Origin of the sequence: Companilactobacillus furfuricola, assembly GCF_003946325.1 — a bacterium.
Classification (GTDB): Bacteria; Bacillota; Bacilli; order Lactobacillales; family Lactobacillaceae; genus Companilactobacillus; species Companilactobacillus furfuricola.
Genome location: NZ_RHNT01000095.1, coordinates 1 through 1080, shown reverse-complemented (window position 1 = coordinate 1080; position 1080 = coordinate 1). Strand labels below are relative to the sequence as shown.

Below are 1080 nucleotides of genomic sequence, written 5' to 3'. Positions count from 1 at the left end.
AAACCCATAAACCCAAAGAAAGGTGGTGACCGACATGGCAATTTTTCACATGAGCTTTAGTAATATTAGTGCTGGAAAAGGAAGAAGCGCAATTGCTGGAGCAAGTTATAGAAGTGGTGAAAAGTTATTCGATAAAAAAGAAGGTCGAAGCTATTTTTATGCTCGGTCAGTCATGCCAGAAAGCTTTATTTTGACACCAAAGAATGCGCCAGAATGGGCGAGTGATAGAGAGAAATTATGGAATGAAGTCGAAAGAAAAGATCGGCGAGCAAATTCACGCTATGCAAAAGAGTTTAACGCGGCTTTACCAGTTGAATTAAGTGAAGATGAACAGAAAGAATTATTGACAAAATATGTACAAGAAAATTTTGTTGATGAGGGTATGGTTGCCGACGTAGCAATTCATAGAGATCACCCAGATAATCCGCACGCTCATGTTATGCTAACTAATCGTCCATTTAATCCAGACGGAACATGGGGATTGAAAAGTAAAAGAGAAAATATATTAGATGAAAATGGGAACAAGACTTATACAGGGAATAGTCGTTTTCCAAGATCAAGAAAGGTGTGGCTAGTTGATTGGGATAAAAAAGAAAAAATTACTGAATGGCGGCACAATTGGTCGGCTAGTGTCAATCAGGCTTTAGAGCAAAAAAATATTCCCGATCGGATCAGTGAAAAATCATTTACTGAGCAGGGAATAGATGATACACCAACTCAACATGAGGGAATCAATAGCAAGCGCCATGAAAGAAAAGAATTTAACCAACAAGTAAAGAACTATCGCAAGGCCAAAGCCAGTTATAAAAACAACCAAGAAAAAGTAATCAATAGAGGTCATTTAGATAGTCTAAGCAAACACTTCTCGTTTAATGAAAAACGGGTGGTCAATGAGTTAAGTCATGAACTGAAAACTTATATCAGTTTAGAGAGCTTAGATGATAAACGGCGCATGCTATTTAATTGGAAAAATAGCACCTTAATTAAACATGCAGTTGGTGAAGATGTGACTAAACAATTATTGACAATTAACCAACAAGAAAGCTCACTCAAAAAAGCAGATGAACTCTTAAATAAAGT

The 1080-nt window shown here is 36.8% G+C and carries 1 protein-coding gene; it reads left to right on the top strand.

The annotated features are described in order from the left end of the window. Window positions 1-34: 34 nt before the first annotated feature. A partial coding sequence (gene mobQ / locus EKM78_RS12345) for a MobQ family relaxase (RefSeq protein ID WP_164507362.1) occupies window positions 35-1080 on the top strand: 1046 nt, incomplete at its 3' end.